At 41.5% G+C, this 19,603-nt stretch carries 24 protein-coding genes; 13 read left to right on the top strand and 11 right to left on the bottom strand.

Annotation, left to right across the window (positions count from 1 at the left end; genetic code table 11):
• Nucleotides 1-125 precede the first annotated feature (125 nt).
• Complete coding sequence (gene lpxO, locus AC2T15_RS12840; protein ID WP_125273387.1) at nucleotides 126-1,040, bottom strand: lipid A hydroxylase LpxO; 915 nt, start codon at nucleotides 1,038-1,040, stop codon at nucleotides 126-128.
• A 402-nt stretch (nucleotides 1,041-1,442) separates the two neighbouring features.
• Here lpxO and AC2T15_RS12835 point away from each other — a divergent pair, with 402 nt between their 5' ends.
• Nucleotides 1,443-2,435 carry an IS5 family transposase gene (locus AC2T15_RS12835; RefSeq protein WP_180036307.1) on the top strand — a complete coding sequence of 331 codons (993 nt, stop codon included), beginning with the start codon at nucleotides 1,443-1,445 and terminating at the stop codon, nucleotides 2,433-2,435.
• A 116-nt stretch (nucleotides 2,436-2,551) separates the two neighbouring features.
• Here AC2T15_RS12835 and AC2T15_RS12830 read toward each other — a convergent pair whose 3' ends face one another.
• The 3 genes from AC2T15_RS12830 to AC2T15_RS12820 all read right to left on the bottom strand — a co-directional run bounded on the left by AC2T15_RS12830 (nucleotide 2,552) and on the right by AC2T15_RS12820 (nucleotide 4,094).
• Nucleotides 2,552-3,181, bottom strand: coding sequence for a hypothetical protein (locus tag AC2T15_RS12830; RefSeq protein ID WP_486779093.1), 630 nt, complete (start codon nucleotides 3,179-3,181; stop codon nucleotides 2,552-2,554).
• Nucleotides 3,182-3,301: 120 nt separating this feature from the next.
• On the bottom strand, nucleotides 3,302-3,712 hold the full coding sequence (locus tag AC2T15_RS12825) for a hypothetical protein (protein ID WP_486779092.1): 411 nt from the start codon (nucleotides 3,710-3,712) through the stop codon (nucleotides 3,302-3,304).
• A 97-nt stretch (nucleotides 3,713-3,809) separates the two neighbouring features.
• Nucleotides 3,810-4,094, bottom strand: coding sequence for a helix-turn-helix domain-containing protein (locus AC2T15_RS12820; protein WP_486779091.1), 285 nt, complete (start codon nucleotides 4,092-4,094; stop codon nucleotides 3,810-3,812).
• 361 nt (nucleotides 4,095-4,455) lie between these two features.
• On the opposite strand from AC2T15_RS12820, the gene AC2T15_RS12815 reads away from it, so the two are divergent.
• From AC2T15_RS12815 to nadS, 7 genes are all read left to right on the top strand, one after another.
• Complete coding sequence (locus AC2T15_RS12815) at nucleotides 4,456-5,343, top strand: 3'-5' exonuclease (protein WP_486779090.1); 888 nt, start codon at nucleotides 4,456-4,458, stop codon at nucleotides 5,341-5,343.
• A 74-nt stretch (nucleotides 5,344-5,417) separates the two neighbouring features.
• Nucleotides 5,418-5,657, top strand: a complete 240-nt coding sequence (locus AC2T15_RS12810) for a hypothetical protein (protein WP_486779089.1) — start codon at nucleotides 5,418-5,420, stop codon at nucleotides 5,655-5,657.
• Nucleotides 5,658-5,670: 13 nt separating this feature from the next.
• Nucleotides 5,671-6,549 carry a hypothetical protein gene (locus AC2T15_RS12805; RefSeq protein WP_486779088.1) on the top strand — a complete coding sequence of 293 codons (879 nt, stop codon included), beginning with the start codon at nucleotides 5,671-5,673 and terminating at the stop codon, nucleotides 6,547-6,549.
• Nucleotides 6,550-7,026 (top strand): hypothetical protein, encoded by a 477-nt coding sequence (locus tag AC2T15_RS12800; RefSeq protein WP_486779087.1) that lies wholly within the window; start codon nucleotides 6,550-6,552, stop codon nucleotides 7,024-7,026.
• A gap of 486 nt (nucleotides 7,027-7,512) precedes the next feature.
• On the top strand, nucleotides 7,513-7,782 hold the full coding sequence (locus tag AC2T15_RS12795) for a hypothetical protein (protein ID WP_486779167.1): 270 nt from the start codon (nucleotides 7,513-7,515) through the stop codon (nucleotides 7,780-7,782).
• A gap of 370 nt (nucleotides 7,783-8,152) precedes the next feature.
• Nucleotides 8,153-8,485: a type II toxin-antitoxin system RelE/ParE family toxin gene (locus AC2T15_RS12790; protein ID WP_486779086.1), complete on the top strand. Its 333-nt coding sequence runs from the start codon at nucleotides 8,153-8,155 to the stop codon at nucleotides 8,483-8,485.
• 1 nt (nucleotide 8,486) lies between these two features.
• Nucleotides 8,487-8,771, top strand: a complete 285-nt coding sequence (gene nadS, locus AC2T15_RS12785) for a NadS family protein (protein ID WP_486779085.1) — start codon at nucleotides 8,487-8,489, stop codon at nucleotides 8,769-8,771.
• A 603-nt stretch (nucleotides 8,772-9,374) separates the two neighbouring features.
• Here nadS and AC2T15_RS12780 read toward each other — a convergent pair.
• The 3 genes from AC2T15_RS12780 to AC2T15_RS12770 form a co-directional block, all read right to left on the bottom strand.
• Nucleotides 9,375-10,349, bottom strand: coding sequence for a site-specific integrase (locus tag AC2T15_RS12780; protein WP_486779084.1), 975 nt, complete (start codon nucleotides 10,347-10,349; stop codon nucleotides 9,375-9,377).
• Between the two features lie 74 nt (nucleotides 10,350-10,423).
• Nucleotides 10,424-11,050 (bottom strand): hypothetical protein, encoded by a 627-nt coding sequence (locus AC2T15_RS12775; protein ID WP_486779083.1) that lies wholly within the window; start codon nucleotides 11,048-11,050, stop codon nucleotides 10,424-10,426.
• Nucleotides 11,050-11,892 carry a hypothetical protein gene (locus AC2T15_RS12770; RefSeq protein ID WP_486779082.1) on the bottom strand — a complete coding sequence of 281 codons (843 nt, stop codon included), beginning with the start codon at nucleotides 11,890-11,892 and terminating at the stop codon, nucleotides 11,050-11,052. The genes AC2T15_RS12775 and AC2T15_RS12770 overlap by 1 nt, the downstream gene beginning before the upstream one ends.
• 65 nt (nucleotides 11,893-11,957) lie before the next feature.
• Here AC2T15_RS12770 and AC2T15_RS12765 point away from each other — a divergent pair, with 65 nt between their 5' ends.
• The 4 genes from AC2T15_RS12765 (at nucleotide 11,958) to AC2T15_RS12750 (ending at nucleotide 15,499) form a co-directional block, all read left to right on the top strand.
• Nucleotides 11,958-12,479, top strand: a complete 522-nt coding sequence (locus AC2T15_RS12765) for a hypothetical protein (RefSeq protein WP_486779081.1) — start codon at nucleotides 11,958-11,960, stop codon at nucleotides 12,477-12,479.
• A gap of 716 nt (nucleotides 12,480-13,195) precedes the next feature.
• Entirely contained in the window at nucleotides 13,196-13,603 is a 408-nt protein-coding gene (locus AC2T15_RS12760; protein ID WP_486779080.1) for a hypothetical protein, read from the top strand.
• An 89-nt stretch (nucleotides 13,604-13,692) separates the two neighbouring features.
• The gene (locus AC2T15_RS12755; protein ID WP_486779079.1) at nucleotides 13,693-14,004 is read left to right on the top strand and encodes a hypothetical protein; all 312 of its coding nucleotides are present in this window, start codon (nucleotides 13,693-13,695) and stop codon (nucleotides 14,002-14,004) included.
• Nucleotides 14,005-14,944: 940 nt separating this feature from the next.
• Nucleotides 14,945-15,499, top strand: a complete 555-nt coding sequence (locus tag AC2T15_RS12750; RefSeq protein ID WP_486779166.1) for a recombinase family protein — start codon at nucleotides 14,945-14,947, stop codon at nucleotides 15,497-15,499.
• A gap of 52 nt (nucleotides 15,500-15,551) precedes the next feature.
• Here the strand turns inward: AC2T15_RS12750 and AC2T15_RS12745 are convergent, their stop codons facing one another.
• From AC2T15_RS12745 to AC2T15_RS12735, 3 genes are all read right to left on the bottom strand, one after another.
• On the bottom strand, nucleotides 15,552-16,052 hold the full coding sequence (locus tag AC2T15_RS12745) for a hypothetical protein (protein WP_486779078.1): 501 nt from the start codon (nucleotides 16,050-16,052) through the stop codon (nucleotides 15,552-15,554).
• Between the two features lie 77 nt (nucleotides 16,053-16,129).
• A complete protein-coding gene (locus tag AC2T15_RS12740) occupies nucleotides 16,130-16,999 on the bottom strand; it encodes a nucleotide-binding protein (RefSeq protein ID WP_486779077.1) in 870 nt (289 codons plus the stop codon).
• Complete coding sequence (locus tag AC2T15_RS12735; protein WP_486779076.1) at nucleotides 16,890-17,237, bottom strand: hypothetical protein; 348 nt, start codon at nucleotides 17,235-17,237, stop codon at nucleotides 16,890-16,892. Before AC2T15_RS12735 ends, AC2T15_RS12740 begins: the two co-directional genes overlap by 110 nt.
• 293 nt (nucleotides 17,238-17,530) lie before the next feature.
• On the opposite strand from AC2T15_RS12735, the gene AC2T15_RS12730 reads away from it, so the two are divergent.
• Nucleotides 17,531-17,938: a hypothetical protein gene (locus tag AC2T15_RS12730; protein WP_486779075.1), complete on the top strand. Its 408-nt coding sequence runs from the start codon at nucleotides 17,531-17,533 to the stop codon at nucleotides 17,936-17,938.
• An 815-nt stretch (nucleotides 17,939-18,753) separates the two neighbouring features.
• Here the strand turns inward: AC2T15_RS12730 and AC2T15_RS12725 are convergent.
• Complete coding sequence (locus AC2T15_RS12725) at nucleotides 18,754-19,593, bottom strand: universal stress protein (protein ID WP_286594243.1); 840 nt, start codon at nucleotides 19,591-19,593, stop codon at nucleotides 18,754-18,756.
• Nucleotides 19,594-19,603: the final 10 nt, after the last annotated feature.

Raw genomic sequence — 19,603 nt, 5'->3', positions numbered from 1 at the left:
GCATAAAGCCATGCGTGGTTCAAATCCACTGTAAGCCTTGAAATAAATAGAAAAATCAAAAGGGCAGATAGGCTTCCCCTTTTCTGCCCAAATAAAAAAACGCCCCTCAGGGCGTTTAATGTACTTTAAAACACATAAGGTCGAACAAAGATCAGGAAGAAAATTCCGAGCATTAAGAACCACTTTAAGAAGTAGTACAGTTGACGGTTGGTTTTCTTCAAGGCTTTAGCTTTGATCCGCACTTGATAGACATAACCAAAGACTTTATTCAGTCCACCCGTTTGATCCCCTGCTTCATTTGGAGAGCTGGCAGCGGTCATAACTTTTTTACCAAACCAGTGATTGAAACGTTCCATAAAGCGTGTCTTTAATGGACGCTCGACATCGGCAAAGAAAATAATGCGGTTTTGATCAGTGGTGTTTTCGGCATAGTGAATATAAGTTTCATCAAAGACCACGCTTTCACCATCGCGCCATGAATAGCGCTCACCATCCACATCAATAAAGCAGCGATCATCATTCGGTGTGATCAACCCCAAGTGATAACGCAATGAACCCGCATAAGGGTCACGGTGACGAACCAAACGGCTGTCAGGTGCCAGCTCGGTAAACATCGCGGCTTTAATGGTCGGCAAGGTTTTCAGCAACGCCGTCGTTTTTGGACAAAGTTCAGCGGCTGATGGATGTGCAGAGTCATACCATTTCAGATAAAAACGCTTCCAGCCTGTTTTGAAAAAGGAGTTAAACCCCAAGTCATCATAACTGCTCGATGCTTTAATTCCGCCTTTTTCATATAAAGCTTTTGCTTCATCACGAATCATTTCCCAGTTTTCATCCAACACTTTTAAGTCTTGAAAATGCTGTGTATCGATATATGGCTGATTCGGTACCTTTGAAAACATGTACATGAGGTAGTTAATTGGCGCAAGAATCGTTGAGTGATCGAAAAATTGACGATAAAACGAGTGACGAACCTTCCCACGTTGCTGAATATAAAGTGCAGAAAGAATAAAAATCGCCAGAATGATCCACTTAATCATATGAAAACCTGGAAACCAAAGAAAACGAAATAAAAGAAAAAGACCAGTATTCGGTCTAGACTGCGAATTGTAGCATAGGCTGCAAAGTACGTCCTATTTCCAGCTTTTCATCACAAGTTTTCATTCTGTTTAAGTTCACCTGCAAGTGCAGCATTGACTAAATTGCCAAAATCGGCACAAATATTGACTTGAAATATAAGGACGCTGTCTAATCATTTTTTAATCACTCATCCATAAAAAATCTTAACCGAAACAAAAACTTCACTCTATTTAGGCCGCATCATTCAAAAATACATCACGCAAGCACACGAAATAATTGAAACCTTTGCACGAACAGATACACAAAAGTTCGTTAAAATGATATAATGCTTTATAATCAACCACATAACAAAAGACACCGACATGGCATGGAAACAAACAGGGCAGCTGTCCCTAGCAGACAGTCTAGTTAATCACCACAAAGCCATTGAAGAACTCGATGAACTACACAACCTCATCAACTGGCAGACTATCGAACACACCTTACGTCATGTTCATAACAGCGACCGTGGCGAAAGTGCCTTTCACCCAGTCATCATGTTTAAAGTCTTATTACTACAAAAACTGTATGGCTTATCAGACCCAGCCATGGAAAAACAACTGGCACGAGACTTACTCTTTCGCCGCTTTGTCGGGCTATCGCTTACCGATAACGTACCTGACCACAGCACCATCTGGCGATACCACAAACACCTAGGCGAACTTGGACTTACCCAACCCTTATTCAACCAAATCAATGAGCAACTAGCCGAGCAAAATATTATCATCAAAGCAGGCAGTGTCAGCATCATCGATGCCAGTATCGTCGAAGCCAAGAACAAACGAGCTAAAAAAGGCAAACATACCGACAATACCCAAGACAAAGAAGCTGCCTACGTCAGTAAAAAAGACAGCACAGGCAAAGTGAAAACCACCTACGGCTTTAAAATCCATCTAAACTGTGATGAAGACAGCTTTGTCAAAAAAGTTGAAACCACCCCAGCCAATGTGCATGATTCACAATGTTTTACCACGCTTTTAACAGGGAATGAATCTGCTGTTTACGCTGACAGTGCGTATAAAAGCCAAGCCCATGACGACTATCTTGCCAAGCATGAACCACCGATAAACAATTATATTCATGATAGAGCATGGCGTAATACCCCTTTGACCGAACAACAAAAACGTTCCAATACCCAAAAGAGCCAAACCAGAAATACGGTGGAACGGGTATTTGGTCATTTTAAATTGCATTATGGGATGAGCAAGGCTCGTCATTTAGGGTTAATGCAATTTCATACCAGTACAGTGCTTGCTAGCATTGTGCATAATTTAAAAACGGCCCTAAGTCTGAAACAAAAATATGGATTGGCTTAGGGTTATTGTGTCTGTTGGTTGGCAAAACTAGCCAATAGATCTGAATTAACTGCAATTTAGGAGAGTGTTATGCCAATTCGGTGACTTTTTCTATCTTTTAACACCAATTCCAGTTTTTAGTTGAGTTTGAGATTGGTGTCGAGAGTAGGTCGCTGGTTTGTGCAAAGGTCTCGGCTAGATACCAATTGGAGATGTTTTCCGTCTAGTAAGGCGTAAGAAATCTTTCCATGAAGATCGGACCGAATAAGCTTGATTCTCTCTGGCTCAGGATACCTAGCTTCTGTTACTTTGGCCAAAAAGAATGGTTCATTATGGTGGCGCATGAATGCAACACGGTGCTTACCCTCTGATGCAACATAGAATCCTAGATCGGGAAAGTAGTCTCCGCTGGCATCCGCGCCCCAACGATAACCAATTAGCGAGCTGCGATAGGCTTCCTTGTACAGTTCAACTTCATTTTCAGCAATGTATTCAGGGTATCCTTTAATACAAGCACCAAAGGCAATCTCGGTAGGTATTTTACAAACGCCCATAGATTTGTTGCTTTGTTCCCAATATAGAAAGGGGATTAGTGTGCGTAAGAATGTCTCTGGAAAAACAGCACTAGTGACACTAGTCTTATACCACTGACTAAATCTATCTTTATCAGAGCGGATCAAGTAATCCTGCTGTATTTTCTGGTTTGCCAGATTACACACCTCGTCATAGGTGGCAGGGTTTATAGGTAAGAGTGGAATTTGGTTCATAGGTACACATTCCTTGTAACGGGGCTTGCCTGAGCAATAGTTTTCTAGCTTTATCCTGAGACAGACTTTTAAGCAATCTGTCTCAATTCGCAGGTGTGCACCTTATTGCGGAATAAGGAATCATGCCCAGTTTAATTGATAAAGCTGTTCGCTGTGTGTTTTCACGCTTTTCGCAAACTCTGTAAAAACTACTTTCTCTAGCTCATCACTTAAAGTTGAGTGATCATGTATCGGGATAGCGTCTCCATTACCACATACAATATAAAGAGTGAATTTTTCACTTTTATCAGATGTTAATGTAATGCTGGACTCATCGACTGAAAAAATAATATCAAGCATTGAAAAGCGGTCATTATCTTTAATCTTGTGTACTTCCTCACCATCGTTAGCTTGATTTAAACTAAAGCCAAGATCAACAAGACGCTTTAAAAAACTGTTAAGGATTTTAGCTTCGGTGACAATGTATTCAGAGCAACTAGCATCGAAGTTTTGTTTGATAAATTGCTCAATGTTGCTGATAGGGGCTTTCATATTTAATACCTATAGGTTTCAGGGTTTGAGTCACAGTGCATAGTGCTTTAGACGCGGCATAGCGCCAGCACGCTAGCTTGCTTTCTTCTTAGTCATTTTATATTCCTTTAATTAGTTGGCTGGCTAATCGCTCAGCCTCAACACTCTGGTATAGCTTTAAGTAAATATCACCGCTTCCAGCGGCATCCATCTTGCTTGTTTCGCTCAATCTTTCCCGTTCCTTAAGAACGACTATGAGCTTATCAATGGCTTCTTGTGAAATAGATCGTTGTCCTGATTCCCAGTATCTAACTAAGCGTTCCGACACACCAAACAGCGTTGCTAGATCACCTATTTCAAGAGTTAGCCATTTACGTAATAGCTGTAATTCTTTACCTGTCATAGGTCACCTGTTCCGAAGTAGGAACAAATGTAGTTGCATTCTAGGGCATATGCAAGCAATATTATATTTGTATCATAATACGCTACGATGGAAACGGAGGTTAGAATGCAGGTGCGTATCATTAGGAGAAAGGGGTGGAGAATGGCAGTTATACGAGTTGATATTTCGGATTTCTGTCCTGAGTGTGGTGCTAAAAGAGGCAATCCGCAGCCGCATACGTTTTTTGAGAACGGTGATTGGTACGTCTGCGATCAGTGGCATAATCCGTGCAACCACGTAGATGATTATGTGTCTGTCTGGAATGAAGCCTACCAACTGTTACAAACGAGAAAACAGACATTAGAGTTGCAAGGGGGTACGAATGTCTAAGGATTTCCAAGAACAAAAGCAGCTACATATGATTCCATTTACTACTGCTGAGTCATTGAGCAAGCTAGAAAGCCAACTTCCTTACAACTTAGCTAATGCTGTGGGTGACGAGGTAGTTATATCGCTGATTGACTTTGAAACGACAGGCTTATCAGTAAACGAAGGGGACGAACCTATTGAAATAGGGATCGTAAACGTTATGTATAGTCCTAGTAAGCGTTTAGTGACGGGTATTAGTGATTTATACAGTGGACTAGAAGAACCAACTACGCCTATTACTAGCCACATCACCAGTATCACCGGTATCAAGCAGGAAGACGTTAACGGAAAAAGATTTGATGATGCAAGAATAGCGGAAATGCTATCCAAGTCCATCATCGTTATTGCTCACAATGCTGCCTTTGATCGATCTTTTTTTGACTACCGTTTTCCTGAGTTTAACCAATTGGTGTGGGCCTGTAGCATTTGTGATGTTGACTGGGCATTTAAAGGTTATGAACACCGTAGCCTGAAATATCTATTATTGGTTAACGGTTTCCACTTTAACGGTCATCGTGCCACTGTTGATTGCATGGCCATGCTGCAGTTATTCAAATGTGAGCCAGCATGTATTAATGAAATCATCACAGCTGCCTATACACAGGCATTTCAAATTAGATTATCAGGCGTCTTCAAAATCAAGGATCACTTAAAGGCTAGAGGTTATCGTTGGAATGCTAGCGATAAAACGTGGGCCTTGGTGTTAAGCGAGAGCAAACTGTTAGCTGAGAAACAGTTCTTATCTGGGTTGATCGGTAGCCCTATGAACGATTTATTTGAGTTTACAGATGATCAGCTTGTGAAAATCGAACGCACAAATCGCTACAAAAGCTACGTTTAGTATTTAAGGTCTTTGGCTCAAATGTGTATATACTATGTGAGAACAACAATCTGTAGCATAGTATAGGATAATAGATGATGCAAAAAAGAATAGAGACTGTAGCTAAAGACCTAGTAGGTCTACAAAAGCGACTAGAAACTAGTCAGGTGCTTTCTGAAGAGGTGAAGTCTGAAGCCATGCAACAGGCTTTTGGGTACCTGCTGATGCTGAATAAGTTTGACGGAAATTTAGAAACGTTTATGCAGCAACCAGATTTCATTAAGTTAATCGACACCATCGATGGGTTCTGCAAGATAATTAATGAGCAGTTATAAATAGGAGCTGTATATGGGCAAGCAACAACCTATGGCAACACGCGTGGATGCGGATACCTTGAAACCTAAGAAGGCTGACGTGTCAGTGATGGCTGTCTTAATTAATACTGCAGAGAAAGTTAAAGAGCAAACCAAGATGTGGCTCCATGATACAGCTTTCTTAGGTGGTGCAGCCGCTTACATGGGCAAAGCAGCAGATACTATCTTGCGTGAAACCAGTGTGCGTGATGGGGCAATGGTCAGCCAAACACTTCCTAGTGTGAATTCCAGTCGTGAAGTCATTGAGGCCGGACTTAAAGGTAACTTACCCTTTCCAGCACTCGTTGATGTAGTTCAAGCCGTTGCAGTAGCTGGCGCAGCAAGTGCAGTTGGTCTAGCGGTTATTGCAGGTGGATCTCGCTTGCTAGTAAACCATGCTCAGAAGAAGGCGCAAAAAGAGTTTCTACGTAACTCAATTAATTCAAATGCTTTTTCAAATGAGGATTTAGCTAAATACAAATTAACACCTGCAATGATTGACAACTTTATGGATAAACGTGAGTCAGTGCGTTCTGCACTTAGCTTATCCGCTCAGAAACACCTTGAAAATCAAGCTTCAAGCATTGAGCAGGCATCCTATGATCAAGGCCGAACAATAATTGAAATGGCTAGCTATTTGGATCAGCAACAAATAGAGGATCATATTAAACTATCGTTATCATTTAGAAGCCAAGACGAACGCGATAAGCTAGTTACTGGGCTTCAAGACGCGATTAAGGAGCGGCCTGTGTTTAGTAAAGTAGATATTGAGAAAAACGAAATATTAAGCATGATTGTTAGCAAGGTCACTGAGCAACATTTTGTCGATGATGCAGAGCCAGAGAATAAAAGTTCAAGCGGCATGGGAATGTAAATGATCTATGCTGAAAGTATGTTTTTACATGCTAGTTTCCTAGAGGCAACGATAATATGTATTCTTTTAATAGCTAAGCGCTCAAGTCAAGCGTACATCTTATCAGTTGCTTTTACATTAGTGATTACTGTTTATACAGTAGCATTATTTATTAAAGATTTATTATCGCCCATAATTAGCTTTGCATTTATGCTGGCGCTAGTAATCGCTTCTTTTGCCAAGGTGATCTTGCTTACAGTTAATCGAATAAATCTAGGTTATGGCATAAAGTCAGCTATAGGAGCTGTATTAGCTTTCATGCTCCAGTGTGGCCTAATAAGCTATGCTGCATACAATGGAAGCCAGTCATCATTGGTCTCAGCTATTATACAGGCAATAACTATGCTGCCAGTAGCATGGTGGTTAATTATCTCAAATCGGATTCATAAGGTTGATAGTAATAGTTTCTTATTTAATCGAAAGCATTTTGATGATTAATGGATTGAGTATGAATGTCACACAAAATCTAGACAAATGCTAAATATTTAACTATGAGTAACAGTATTAACTTTACGCGACATAGTTTAGGGCAAACCTTGAAAACCTATAACCCGTCTCTGGGAGAATATAGTAAAAACTATGTAATTAGACTGCCTGCCTGACTGAAGCCCTTAAGAATACTGAGTTCTTAGGGCTTTTTTCGTTTTACACACCATGTAAGAGAGTGTGTAAAAAGCAAAAGCGTTAATCAGTGGGCAGTGAGGCAGAATGGTACTCAGCGAGACTTATCACTGTTACGCCAATCCATAAATTACACACTTTACACTATATGGATTGCTGATATTCAGATAGAAAATAACCCCGCTAAGCGAGGTTATTCAGCAATTTACACACTTTTAGGTACTATATAGAACTATCAGACGGGTTTAATTTCTTTGGCTATCTTAGCTAAGCGAGATGTTAAACCAACCTTTTACGAGTTAAATCAACCTTTCTCGGGTTCAAACCAACCTTTTACGAGTTAAACCAACTTTTCTCGGGTTCAAACCAACTTTTCTCGGGTTCAAACCAACCTTTTACGAGTTAAACCAACTTTTCTCGGGTTCAAACCAACTTTTCTCGGGTTCAAACCAACTTTTCTCGGGTTCAAACCAACTTTTCTCGGGTTCAAACCAACCTTTCTCGGGTTCAAACCAACCTTTCTCGGGTTCAAACCAACCTTTCTCGGGTTCAAACCAACCTTTTACGAGTTAAACCAACCTTTGTATCGGCTTTGTTGGTTTGTCTGATCACTAGGAATTGTAAGCCATGCTTAGCGCTGCTGATTACTTCCCTATAGCATCATATAGGGAAGTAATAGCGCTTGTTAGTGCCTGCAGCACGTAAAGCATCGAAAATAGAGTAAAATCAAAAATGTAAGTATTTGATATATAAGGGATTTATAAAAAATGGCGCTCCTACGTGAAAAGTAGGGCGCTTTGCGTGGGATTGGTCGCTAGAATTCAAGCAGGAGACGATTTTAGTAAGTCGAAAAAGTAACTTTCTTGGCTGATCACATAGCAAATAGCTTTTCAAAATGAAACTCATGGTGTACATTGTACATGTAGGTATATAGGAGACTGCCGTGAGTCATGCGATAGAGTTTATCGAGACAACAATCTTTACTCGTCAGATAAAGCAAATCGCCACTGATGATGAGCTGAAGGAACTTCAAAAAGAGCTTATCGAATTACCAGATAAAGGTGTTCTCATCCAGAAGACTGGCGGTCTTAGAAAAATCAGGATGGCGACAGGAAATAAAGGAAAGAGCGGCAGTGTACGAGTGATCTATTTTCTTGCTACCGCCGAAGTGATTTATCTGGTAATGGCCTACCCTAAAAATACCAAAGACAGCATTACTGACGAAGAGAAAGCCGAACTGAGGAAGCTGACTCAGCGACTGAAAGAGGAATTATAATATGAGTTTCTTTGACGAGTTGAAAGCCTCTCTTGAAGAGGCCGTAGAAATCAAAAACGGTACAAAGATTCCAGCTCGTGTAACTCGGTACGAGCTGGCAGACGTTAAGGCTATCAGAAAAAACCTGAATATTACGCAGAGTGAAATGGCGAAAGTTCTAGGAATCAGCCTCGATACTATCAAGAGCTGGGAGAGCGGACGCCGTAACCCCACGGGGTTAGCAGCAAAAGTGCTGGCCACTATTCAAGCTAACCCGAAATACTTTGATGAGCTGGCAGTACATTGAGCAGGCATAGTCTTGAAGGTTGGGAATTGAGTATCCCTCGCGTTGCCGGACTGGATGATAGGCATTGCTTCAGGTGGGAGCACTTGAGCAAACGCGAGGAACGTTTCGATACTAGCAGTATTGTATTGGTATAGCAATCGCATAAAAGCGCATTTACTTGCGTTTATTACTGTCCGTTCGCAGCTAATTAACTGTATTTCACTGAATCTGTAATGTACTATGTGACAGAGTTTTATTTACTGGCCAAAGGACTTTGCTGTAATGACCGTTGAAGTTTTCTTTCAGTTATTCGGTTCACACATACTCTTTATAATAGGTTTAGCCGTATTTCTGGCCCTAGCGGTTCCTTTATTCAAGCTTATCTACCGTATTTATCGGAGGCATTATTTCCGACTACCTACCTTCGATAATTATAAAAAGGAATACCCCAAGAGTGTTATCAATGGGAAAGTTAAATGTCATTCTTGTGGTGGAACGCACATCCAGTTTAAGGGGCTAGCACACGCTACGGATCGCCGAAAGACTCACCTTTGTGTCACATGCGGATTACCTTTATATCGAAGCCGTCACTGAGGATTGTGCTATGTAATCTATGGCCATGACCTACATTTTACTCATGATATTCCTAACGTGATTATCGGATCTCATGTCATAGATTTTTGTTGTCTCTAATCTTGCGTGTCCCAAGACCTTTTGGGCAACCAATTCCCCGTGCTCACTCAGAAGCTCTGTTGCCAGTGTTCTTCTACAGTCATGTGGCCTAACGTGGAACGGTAAATTCGCCTTAATTGATCTCTGTTCGAGTATATAAAATACACCTCGACCTGTTAGCGCAGTATCCAACACCTGCCCAGACTTCGATATTCGGGAAAATAAAGGTAGCTGCTGGGACTTTCCTTGCTGCAGCCTGTAGTTTATCCAGCGTTCTAGGTGTGGTATAGCTTTTCCCGTAATGTATCGAGTAGCTCGATGGCCACCTTTAACCATTACGTTAAGCGTACCCGATGCAAGATCTATCGATTTGATTGTGAGCCGTGCTACTTCGGCGCGGCGTATACCTGAGCCGAGTAAAAGTGCCAACAATGCAGAATCACGTAGACCTATTACTGTACGCTGATCGGTTAGGCAGGACTGTATTAAATGCTCAATATCTGTTGCAGAAATACTGCGGCCTTTGGAGCTTCCACGGGGAGGCGTTTTAACACGCAACTCTAAAATATGATTCAGTTCATTCAGTGGGTACAGCTCATATTTAGCTAGGGTTCTTAGTAGGCCGCGCAGAATATAGGAGTTGGTAGCCTGTGTTGATGCTTCCAGTGCTGATTCGTTACGCCAGTACTCAAAAAGTTTAATAACGTGGCTTTCTTTAATTCTATCCCATGGCACGTTATGTATGCTTTCAGTCTCAATGCCAAAGTCCAATGCGATACGTGATAACACATACTGGACAGTGTTGCGCGTAGATTTTTTAAAACGCGATAAATACGCTTCAACTGCATACGGTACATTTTTAACAGGCTCGCCTTGATCAAGCAAGGTAATCCCGCCCTTTGGGATGTAATGATCCAGTTGATTCATGGTTTAACTCTCACTCAAACATATCGTAACGTAGTATATTATAAACAGCGCTTTTATTCTACGTACAACATATCTTAGCTCATTGTCATTCCTTGATTGTTCTGACTTTCCTGCTGAGATTCATGCCTCATTTGATTGACGTTCTCTTGGTTGTTATACACATATCTTGCATTGATCATAACCTGAGTTGTTTTTGCTTTAAGGCCACCAATCATAGCAATTGCTTCATGTGCTTCAAATTCAACGTTGGCTGGGTTTCTAAGCTTTCTTAGGTTGATGTTAATCATTGCTTGCGCCAGCTTTTCTTGTTCAGTGCTATTTTTATTCAACTCAAATTCAGGATTATTAATTATTATGTTCCCAGCGCGACTAGTAAGCTGGTCATAGTACTCCTGCATGGTTTTATGCTGGTCAGTCAGGGTTTTGCAATTTTTTGCAGACTTAATAGCGTTTACTTGGGCAATATCTAGGATTGCGTCCATATACTTAGGTTCATCCGTTAGTAGACGCATAATTGAGACACTGGGTTTTTGTCTCTCAAATATCTTTGGGTAGTCCTCGTACGCGATGGTCAGATATTTTTTGTATTCCGGATCATTGCTTGCTGCAAGGTCCATTTCTTTCTCTTTCCGCTCTAAGCCAAGCTGTAGATTGTAAAGTTTGGAGTCAAGGTTCACAGGGTTGTGCTCGAAACTGCTCATTAGGTTTCCTCTGGTAGTTGTCCATAGTAAGGGAAGAAAGGGGCATTACGAACACTTACCTGTACCCCAACTTCTTGTAGTTTTCGCTTATACAGAAGGTTTTCTGGCCGTTCAGTTGCTTTCATATACTGAAGCTTGTTTTGCAATTCTTTGCTAATGCTGTGGGTAGTAGGAGGTGCATGCGCAAGCTTAGCTAAAACGCTGTTTTTTAAGTTACTAAGAATTTGACGTGCTTTAGCAGGCTCTAAGAGATCCAAATTCATTTCAGCAAGACTTATCAGTTCTTTTTCGATTTCAGCGGATGCAGCTATCACAGTAATGTTGTTTGTATTCAGTGCGGGGAGATTGAAAGTGGCTTGTGCCAGTGTGTTCGTCTCATTACCACAGAATAAAACAGTATTGCTTAGTTCGCGTTCTCGAGTTATCTCGACAGCCTTGTGAATATACTGCTTAGCGAAATAATCTGCGCGACAGCCAGACCACATAAAGCTGTAGGCTTTAGCCTTTCCTGATCCTTTGTGCTTTCCAGTAATAGTGATTGGGACTCTGATATTGTCCCATGCAGAGCTTGGTACTCCCAAATCTATAGCATGCTGTTTAGCAATCGTATGTGTCTCAATGTAAGGAGCTGGGATAAAAAGAATGTCAGACAGCTCTACCCCAAAGCTATTAATTACATCTAGCTGGTTCATAAGCTTGTATTTGTCTGTAAACAGATAGGCAGGTGCGTCTTTTTCAACTTCTGGCGATGTTGACCAAGCCAGATAATCGTTGTTAAAGACTACGACTCCCATATCAGCTGAGTACAATATCGTTCCATTACTAGGATTGGTGTTTGTCATTTTGACTGACTCCGATACAATTGCTCGCATTGTATCGTAATATGCTACGACTAGGAATGTTGCCAATGACGAAGAAAACCAATCCCCCAGTTAACCTAAAAGAGATAGTAGTTGATCATTTAACTGCGAATATGGATTTATTGATGGGCGACAATCGATCTGCTGAGAGAGCCTATCAGCTATTAGAGTCATTGAGCCAGCTGGCGCTAAGCGTAGCTGAAAGCGCCCTTACTAATCGCGTGCATTTATCGGCACTCCAAACACGAAACTTGCTGATTCAAGGCGATGCTGAACTTGATGAAAGCCCGACCGCTAAATATCAACTTGGCTTTAGGCAAGTTGATGTAGTTGGTGGCGAGGTCAAAAGCGATCAGCTTTATACGCGTAAAGGTGCTATCGAAAAGCTTGGTGATGATTTTGTTAATAATCACTGGGGCGAGATGGGCGAAAAGTGTCCACGCAAGGTTAATTTATCGGACGATCATGTAATCTGGTTCTATTCAGTACGCTTACCAGCTAATGAAGTAACCGCCGAATTGAATGATGCCCACAATCCATCAACTAGCGGTGCTGATCTAGGTATGTAGCCCCTGTCGGTTTATCCCACCCGCCTTAACTATACCATGCGTATCTGGGGTACATACCATAACCCCCACCCAATCTACTCGCTTTTCCCACACCCAATAACTCAGGCTAACCTAATCTGGTTAACCTATAAATCAGGGAAACCAATAATCTAAGGGAAACCATAAAGCTGGCGCTGCACTGTCCTTAAGCATCAATAGATGCCTTTACTTACATAGTAATTAGTAAAAGCAGCGCGCATAATATTGCATGTATTAGCGCTTATTCTTAAAAGATTGCACATTATTGCAGGAATACGCTGGACGAGGCGAGGTGTAAGACCCTTCCACCACCAGTTACGCATGGTATAGTTAAAATGGCTGCACTTTTGTGCCTCGTAATGGTTCTTGCCCGATACGCAATAATTATTCCCTTTGAGTATGCAGATTTACCCCCCCCTTGTTATTGCTACATCTCATGGCCATGACAAATAAGACCGCGACATGGGGGGTATGGCAGGTATGGCTATGAAAATGTAAGGCCCTAACAGTAGATACCATGATCCCTGACTCTACTGTGATCATCGACATTAATCTTTAGGTATGGAATTGCTGTAAGATACAGATAATGTCCAACTAAACCTATTTCATAGCCATAGGCCATGCCCCGAATGGGCTGTTAATGCTCTTGATGGAGCTTTGCAGAATGAGCCAAATAAATGATAAAGGAAATAACTACCATGAACAGCACTGAAAGCCCTTTCCATCGTTACCGCGATATTTTGCTCAATCAAGATTATTCAGCAGCGCAGACTTTACAATCATTCACTTTATCTTGCTGGAACGGACACACTTGGAAATTCCAAGGTCATCGTTTAACCAATCTCGATAATGAACACCTTACGATCTTTTTGGAGCTGGCTCAGCAGTATGCCTCTCAGGGTGAGAGGGACTCCATGTTTATGTCAGTTTGCAGAGCAATGCTTGAGAAGCGTAAACAGTGGGCAGCTGATAACAAAGCCAAGATGGACGAGCTGGCGAAAACCTCGCCGCATGATTACGAAGATGGACCAGATGAGTATTGGCGTGAAATGGACGATCGTGCAAAAACCCATGAATTCAATCAAAAGCAGTATTTAATCGAATGACCAGTCATCTTCAGGGATTTAGGAAGTTATTAATTCGATTGTAATAATAAAGCCTCAGTTCATACATGTATAAGCAGGTAGAAATAACTATGCCTTACTATAATGGCCGATGGCACCGCTACAACGAAGCTCAGCGCCGCGCTTTTGGAGAAGCACAGCGTGAAGCACGAAGACAGGAATGGCACGCTAAGTGGATCAGCAAGCACCGACTGAAGTCTGAACGTCTATGGACGGACAAAGCTATAGTTGTATTTCTGGGTGAACCTAGCAATGCTGGCCCTATAAGAGCATGGAAAATTGCTGATGTTTTGAAAGCGGAACAACTACCCGATTTTAAGGTATGGATGAATAAACGCAGAGCTTGGCTTATAGCTAGGGGAAAATTGCAGGTGGATAAGTAGTAGCTAACTTGGACGATTATAGTTTTTAATGGCCTAAGTAGTATTTATAGGTATGCAGATTTACCCCCCCCTTCCCTTAATGTAAAGGCAGCAATTATCTGCCTTTTTATTCACTAGAACAGGCCAAATGGTTCTATATTGCACTCGGTCATTTCGACTACACGTTCAGATTTAACGTATCTCACTGAGCGAGACACAGTAGCACCATTAGCTAAAGCTTCATCAGTGTTCCAGTATCGATCACCGATGACTAGAACTTTTTTTATGCCATCAGGCATATCCTTTAAAAACTTACATAGCATTAGGTAGTTTTTGCGATTCTTACCGAATGCGTGAGTACAGATAAGGTAGTTAGTCGCGTCTTTTACTGTTACCTAATTTCATTTTTTGTCGCCTTTATTCGCATAGTGTTGCAGCTATTCGCGTTTGTGAGCTATGTGCCGCATATATTCGCGTTAGTTCGCGTCATGCTGCCATTAATATTGGGAGCTTTTTATCAACCCCACTCTATTTTTGATAATTAAAGATAGAGAGGTAGAGGTGCGACCAAATGCATTTTATGATGAGCAGTTGTATTATTTTTACACCTATAGCACTATGTATAATACTACAATACAAATATATGAATTGAGGCTTCTATGAAACACATCCTACCTGTACTCGGGTTCACTACCCTTATCGCAGCATGTACGACAACTAATCAAACTGAAACTCCCTTTACTATGCCTGTCTCCAATACACAGGCTACCCAGCCAATTGAGACGAACACATTATCAGGTGCCCTTCCCTCAGATACCAACGAGATTGAGCAGGCTCTAGCCGATAAAATGGCCCCAAAGGATACGTTAATTATGCGTAATTAATACTACTCACTAAATGCACCTTGTCTGGTCTGAATACTATGCGAGATGAACTAGATCAAAGAACACATTGCTTGCAGATGCCTATAACAATTGGCTATGCATCTATCAGTTCTTCGCTCAAGCTAAATGAGCTAGAAAGCCAAATAGCCCTACTTGGCCAACAAGGCTGCCATCGTGTTCTTCATGACATTACCTATGGCATAAATGCTAGCCGTCCATCTCTTGATGAAATACTTTCTCTATTACAGGTAGGTGATACCGTTTTAGTGACATCTTATTCCCAATTTGGGCTACCCATACTGCGGTTGGTAGATCTACATATAAAGGTATACCAAGCTGGCGCTAATATTCGCTCTTTAGACAGTCAGGCACTGGATATTGGTACTATCTTGTTATTAGCTAATATAGATAAAGAGGTGCGTTCAGAGATCGGCAAAGCGTCTATTGAGAAAGCAAAACTGCGAGGCTCCAGTATCGGACGCAGACGTATCATTAACGAAAGCTTATACAAGACAGCGCTTGAACACATATGCTCAGGCGATAGTGTCAGAAGCGCTGCTATTAAAGTGGGAGTAAGTAAATCTACTTTATATGCCGAGATTAATCGAAGAAAGGCTAAAGTGGAGAATTAATAACATTATTAGTGCACCTAACTAAACAAGGGTAAAGGTAGGTGCATGACTTCTAGCTATTTAGAAATAGGACTAAGCCCAACGCAGCCAGAGAGAAAATCAATGAAATCCCCGTCATAACGATTAATGCTAAGTGCTTAGTTTGCTGTCGCTCATGGGCGACACTATTCAGAAGCTGTTCGTTAGCTTCGCGGTGAGCCTCAATAACCGATGATTTAAGCTCGAATTTAGCAGTTTCAATAAATCCATTGCATTTAACTTCAAATGCTTGGCCTGTAGCTTCAACTACTTCGACCAAAGATTTCTTCGCCAACTCGTTTGAAAGCGCATTGACCTGTGCCACTTCCGCTTTAAAGGCATTGCTTCGTAGCTCAATCTCTCCACGTAAAGCCGCTTCATTAGCTTTAGCGAGACTCTGAAGGTAGTAATCGAGAACACGTTTATTTATAAGCACACTAAACAAAATAGGATCATCTTTATCAATCAAGATGTCATGCTCACGCGCAATATCGTGCCTTACCTTTTCAATTAATTCAGCTTCGCTTAGTGACATGCTGTGCCTTTTGTATTCATGAATTTCTATTTAATGTTGGTACAGGCAAGCATAATTGCCTGCCTGCACTAACAGAACTACTCGCCTATCACTTCAGAAAGCTGGTCGAATATTTCTTTTTTTACTTTTTTAATACGCGATTTCGCAACAATCGAGAACTCCGGCGAGGCAATTGCCTCATCGAAGGTGATACGTTTATCTTGCATGATATTAATATCCTCGCCAAAGGTATCACTGGTACGGCGCTGTAGGTAAATAATGCCAGCAATGCGATCCTTGTTTTCCTGATAGATCCGCATTTGTGTGAACTCTTTCCCTTCCGATTTCACCTCACCAAAGAACTCGTTAAGCCAGACAATAATTTTCGTGTCATCAGGTAAGCTTTGTAGTAATGCGTTCAAGCCATTGAGTGTATCAGCAAATGCTTGGCCCCCAGTAACGACTGTATGCACTACAGTACGTTTACCATTTTCATTGATTAGGTTAACAATATCGTTCTCTACAAGATAATAGGACAACGGTACGAATGAGCTTGCTCCGTTATCAATGACAAAGTGGGAGTCCTCTTCAACGATCTGCTCTATCAGCGAGTCAAAGACACGTGGTCGAATTTCGCCATCTTCTAGAATTTCGAGGCGTTGTGTATCAAATGCTTTAAAACCATAAAGAGTGGCATTAACTGGATCAGTGTCAATAGCAATAACTGGTTCATTAATGGACTGCAGGTATTGTGCAAGCAAATTACTTACAAATGATTTACCAACGCCACCTTTTCCTTGCAGAGTTAAATGCACTTCTTTGATCATAGTTTTACCTGCCTCTTCTTTCTCTAGCTCATTACACAAGTGATTTACTTGCATCTGCTGAGTTTGGGTTAAATTCAAATCGTTTTGCTGTAGGTCTTGAATGCCCTTTTGGTTCTGATTTTCTTTCGCTGTCTTTGACACTCTGCGCACCTTTTACTGTTTGTTTAGTAGTGTTATGCGGCGTTACATTTGTGGGCGAAAGGTCACCAAAGAATTTGTTTACAGAACGAGCAAACTGCGAGTAGCTCATATTTAGCAAGCCATCATTCGTGAGCTGTTCATGAATCGTTCGCTTTGGGTACCCTTTTCTCACAAGGTTCTCGATCACATCATAGTGATCGATGAATTGAACGCGTGGGCTTTTTTCAATAGCAGTCATAATTTCCTCACCTATGTTCTATCGCTTTAATGCGATTATATGCGCATTAAGGCTAAAAGGTGCAACTATGCCGCTCAATGCCCTGAGGAACTATACGCAGCAGTAGACATTAAAACAATAGAATATATGCGACAATCGGCATATTTATGCGAATCATATGAGAACCCCCACCAAAAACCGCTAACAAATGCGAAGTAATGCGAATATATGCGGCCTTTGAACTTAGAGTGTGCTAAATTAGAGCGCATAACACTCGTTTTCTTTATTAGTTATTGCTGTGATAGGTGACTCCCATGAGTATTTTCGACATGATTTCGGTTAACGCTGCTGAACGCTTTGATGCCTACAACACATGCGTAAAACACCAATTCCAATATTTACACGATCAGTTTTGGCGATTGGTGCGTAATGACGAACAACTATCAGACCTACATTTTGCTGTTGTTAATTATCAGTGTCTAATTTCTAGTGAGGCTCTTTTAGAGGCTTACATGGTGCAGTGCCAGAAGGCATTATCAACCGAGGTATTTCTTGATTTAACCAAAGAGTTTGACTATGCCTTAATGCATCAGCAGATCGTAAATCTTGAGTCTTTGGATATTGATCCGCTTACCAAAGAGGCCGTCTATATAGCTATGGAACGGGCAGATGAACAGCATCAGTTTGACTGTTTGATGGACTCATACCGTAATGAATATTAACGATACAGGCGGTTTTAGATGTGGGCGAGGCATTTAGTATAGCTGTAGATACGCTATTCAAGAGGCGGGACCTGCCAACGGAAGGGATCGCCTTTTTGTTATTTCGCCTTCAAGCCCTACAAAAGCTTTTTATCCTATAGCTTGATCATTCCAAACCAGCCTTTTACGAGTCCAAACCAACTTTTGACTTTCAATAGTTGGTGTTAGCACAGATTCTATTTACTGCCTAACGATTCTGCGGCTGTAGACAGACTATTGAAGAAACTGAAATCAGCAACGGAAGGCATCGCTTTATTGTTATTTCATCTTTCGTGCATTCCAAACCAACCTTTTACGGGTTCAAACCAACTTTTGACTTTCAATTGTTGGTGTTAGCACAGGTTCTATTTACTACTCAACGGTTCTGCTGTGGGATGCTAATAAAGTTGGTAACAAATCTGCTCGCTAAGCCGCATGCTAGCGTCTCGAAAAAATCGCATGAAAAAATAAAGTTGGTAACTTTTAGCGCTCTCATGAGATTTTGATGCTAAAAGCATGCTAATAAAGTTGGTAACTTTTAGCGCGTATATATTAAGCGAATGAATGTGCTGGCGTATGCATTATAGCTTTATTAATATCATCAGCTTGTAGTTTCTACTGAAGTGCTTCACGCCCCAGTTATGTGTTAAATACGGCTCAAGACTCCGTGATATATTTCTCACCACTGTATTTTGTCTTTTAGAGACTTAGCGGCGTATAAAATCGGCGGCAGCATCCCAGTGCTGCTCGCCAAAGTAAATGATAAGCCTGAACTACAACATCCTAGGGTAATGGGCTTACCGCAGAACGACCAAAGGTAACTGCGTGTGTTCCAGCATCCTCAGGGTGTTACTGCCTAAGAAAATGCTGGCTAGCTTCGAGTGGGAAAACGCTCCCATCACTAATAGGTCAACGTCATTCTGTGCCTTGTAATCCATCAGCGCCGTGAAAATATTACCGGTTAAAAAACTGGCATGAACTGTGAAACCTGCAGTGGCTAATTGATTACTGACTCGTTCAAAGTTCTCTTTTAAGCCTTTTTTATTATTCTCAACGGTCACTAAGTGACAAACCATGCCGTGTAACAGTCCGCCATCAATGATGCGCTGCACTGCTTTGTCGGCGGTTTCTCGGCCATCATAAGCGAGCATAAAGCTGTGCGGTGCAGTAAAGCCTGAATTAGGGATAAGAATAGGCGCCTTAACTTGGCGAATGATCTGCTCAATATTTGAGCCAAGGGCTTTAAAGCGCTTGCTGGTACGGCCAATAACTACCAAGCGAGCATCTGCTTCTAAATCGCTGATTACATCGGTGATTGAACCATGACGTAACACTTGCTCAATCTGTTCGCAGCCTTGCTCTGTAGCGCATTGTTGTGCTTGAGTTAACAGTTCTTTACCGAGTTCAATAGCGATTTTGCTATGTTGTGCATCAAGCGATGTCAGTTCTGCTAATAAAGCGGAGCGTGCACCCAGGCCGATTGCTCCACTGAAGTTATCGGCGGCTGGCGTGTTTTTCTTTTCAATGGCATGGACCAAGACTAAAGGTTTGCTCAGTTTTTTGGCTGCCCAGATGCCCGCTGTACAGACATCATTTGCGTAAATTGACGTATCTATACAGGTTATGATTTTGTTCATTGTTATCTCC

The organism is Thiopseudomonas sp. SA1F2-1K, assembly GCF_057443035.1.
This window is presented reverse-complemented; position numbering and strand designations above follow the sequence as displayed.

Bases quoted from the DNA above. Each gene is read 5' to 3' on its own strand.
- lpxO (WP_125273387.1), bottom strand. From the start codon at position 1,040: ATGATTAAGTGGATCATTCTGGCGATTTTTATTCTTTCTGCACTTTAT.
- AC2T15_RS12760 (WP_486779080.1), top strand. From the start codon at position 13,196: ATGAACAGCACTGAAAGCCCTTTCCATCGTTACCGCGATATTTTGCTC.
- AC2T15_RS12730 (WP_486779075.1), top strand. From the start codon at position 17,531: ATGAGTATTTTCGACATGATTTCGGTTAACGCTGCTGAACGCTTTGAT.
- AC2T15_RS12775 (WP_486779083.1), bottom strand. From the start codon at position 11,050: ATGAGCAGTTTCGAGCACAACCCTGTGAACCTTGACTCCAAACTTTAC.
- AC2T15_RS12725 (WP_286594243.1), bottom strand. From the start codon at position 19,593: ATGAACAAAATCATAACCTGTATAGATACGTCAATTTACGCAAATGAT.
- AC2T15_RS12835 (WP_180036307.1), top strand. From the start codon at position 1,443: ATGGCATGGAAACAAACAGGGCAGCTGTCCCTAGCAGACAGTCTAGTT.
- nadS (WP_486779085.1), top strand. From the start codon at position 8,487: ATGAGTTTCTTTGACGAGTTGAAAGCCTCTCTTGAAGAGGCCGTAGAA.
- AC2T15_RS12800 (WP_486779087.1), top strand. From the start codon at position 6,550: ATGATCTATGCTGAAAGTATGTTTTTACATGCTAGTTTCCTAGAGGCA.
- AC2T15_RS12830 (WP_486779093.1), bottom strand. From the start codon at position 3,181: ATGAACCAAATTCCACTCTTACCTATAAACCCTGCCACCTATGACGAG.
- AC2T15_RS12815 (WP_486779090.1), top strand. From the start codon at position 4,456: ATGTCTAAGGATTTCCAAGAACAAAAGCAGCTACATATGATTCCATTT.
- AC2T15_RS12820 (WP_486779091.1), bottom strand. From the start codon at position 4,094: ATGACAGGTAAAGAATTACAGCTATTACGTAAATGGCTAACTCTTGAA.
- AC2T15_RS12780 (WP_486779084.1), bottom strand. From the start codon at position 10,349: ATGAATCAACTGGATCATTACATCCCAAAGGGCGGGATTACCTTGCTT.
- AC2T15_RS12765 (WP_486779081.1), top strand. From the start codon at position 11,958: ATGACGAAGAAAACCAATCCCCCAGTTAACCTAAAAGAGATAGTAGTT.
- AC2T15_RS12810 (WP_486779089.1), top strand. From the start codon at position 5,418: ATGATGCAAAAAAGAATAGAGACTGTAGCTAAAGACCTAGTAGGTCTA.
- AC2T15_RS12770 (WP_486779082.1), bottom strand. From the start codon at position 11,892: ATGACAAACACCAATCCTAGTAATGGAACGATATTGTACTCAGCTGAT.
- AC2T15_RS12750 (WP_486779166.1), top strand. From the start codon at position 14,945: ATGCCTATAACAATTGGCTATGCATCTATCAGTTCTTCGCTCAAGCTA.
- AC2T15_RS12755 (WP_486779079.1), top strand. From the start codon at position 13,693: ATGCCTTACTATAATGGCCGATGGCACCGCTACAACGAAGCTCAGCGC.
- AC2T15_RS12745 (WP_486779078.1), bottom strand. From the start codon at position 16,052: ATGTCACTAAGCGAAGCTGAATTAATTGAAAAGGTAAGGCACGATATT.
- AC2T15_RS12805 (WP_486779088.1), top strand. From the start codon at position 5,671: ATGGGCAAGCAACAACCTATGGCAACACGCGTGGATGCGGATACCTTG.
- AC2T15_RS12735 (WP_486779076.1), bottom strand. From the start codon at position 17,237: ATGACTGCTATTGAAAAAAGCCCACGCGTTCAATTCATCGATCACTAT.
- AC2T15_RS12825 (WP_486779092.1), bottom strand. From the start codon at position 3,712: ATGAAAGCCCCTATCAGCAACATTGAGCAATTTATCAAACAAAACTTC.